This window comes from Streptomyces sp. URMC 123 (assembly GCF_051386515.1).
Lineage (GTDB): Bacteria > Actinomycetota > Actinomycetes > Streptomycetales > Streptomycetaceae > Streptomyces.
Genome location: NZ_JBPQTV010000617.1, coordinates 1 through 1,309 on the forward strand (window position 1 = coordinate 1; position 1,309 = coordinate 1,309).

Genomic DNA, 1,309 nt, shown 5'->3' on the forward strand with positions numbered 1-1,309 from the left:
CCTCCGGTTCCCCCTCCGACGGCCCCGACCTCTCCCCCCGGACCCTGCCGAACCTCGGCGACGTGGCGTTCCTCGACGACCGCCTGGTCACCACGGACTCCGGGGTGCACCGCGATGTCGCGATCGTCTTCCGCACCTCGAACGTCATCGTGACGATCGAGTACGACCGGTGGTCGGCCGACAAGGCCCTCCTCCCCCAGAGCCGGGAGCTCCAGACGAGGGCCCTGGCCCTGGCCCGCGAGCTGGCCGGCCGGTTCAGCGAATAGCCCCGAGCCGCCGCGCCCCACGACGGCACCGCGCCGCACGGCACCGCGCCTCACGACACCGCCGCGCCACCCCCGAAACCCCCGTCCGCCGCCCGGACGCGCCACGCCCCGCCGGAACGGCATCCTCCGTTCCGGCCGCGTACCGTGGGGCGGTACCACGGCCGCCCCTGGACGACGATTGAGCGAAGGAACCATGCACCGAACAGCCCCGCGACTCGCCCGCCTCCTCGCCTGCGCAGCCGTCGTACCGGTGATACTCGTCGCCGGCTGCTCCTCCGACTCCGGCAAGAAGGACGCGGGCGCCAGCGCCACCCCCTCCGCGACCACCGGCTCGCCGAGCGCCCCCGCGCCGACCGCCACCACGGCCCCGGCCAGGTTCGCCAAGCTGCCCGCCCCCTGCGAGGCGCTCACCAAGGACACCATCGGCAAGCTGGTCCCCAAGGCGAAGGACGAGAAGGGCACGGTCGGCAAGTCCACGGACATCACGCTGCGCGGCAGTTGCTCCTGGAACGGCCTCGACGGCTTCCAGTACCGCTGGCTGGACATCGCGCTCCAGCGGTTCCCGTCCGACCCGACCCTCGGCAGCGGCGAGAAGCGCGCCAAGGACGGCTACGCCAAGCAGGTCGACCAGGCGAAGGCCACCCAGGACGCCAAGGACGTGAAGACGACCAACCCCGAGGGCGTCGGCGAGGAGGCCACGACGGTCGCCTACAGCCTCACCAAGGACGGCGACGAGTACAAGCAGCAGACCGTCGTCACCCGCACCGGCAATGTCGTGGTCACCATCAACTTCAACGGCGCGGGCTTCGAGGACGAGGACCCGCCGAAGGCCGAGGACATGATCAAGAACGCGGAGGCCGCGGCGAAGGAGGCCGTCACGGCGGTCGCGGAGGCCAACAAGCAGACGGCCTGACCGGCGCCGGCACCGGCACCGGCGCTCCAGCACCTCTGCGCAGCAGCGGCTCCGGCGCTTCCGCGGCACACCACGGCCGACCAGCAGGTGGTAGAGCAGCGCGAAGAACGTCCGCTGCGCGACCTTCAGC

1 protein-coding gene and 1 pseudogene are annotated in these 1,309 nt (G+C 72.2%); both read left to right on the plus strand.

Features of this window, described 5'->3' with window-relative positions:
• Positions 1–266, plus strand: a pseudogene (locus ACSNOD_RS31235) (hypothetical protein); the annotation flags it as partial.
• A gap of 193 nt (positions 267–459) precedes the next feature.
• On the plus strand, positions 460–1,179 hold the full coding sequence (locus tag ACSNOD_RS31240) for a DUF3558 domain-containing protein (RefSeq protein WP_436770447.1): 720 nt from the start codon (positions 460–462) through the stop codon (positions 1,177–1,179).
• Positions 1,180–1,309 lie beyond the last annotated feature (130 nt).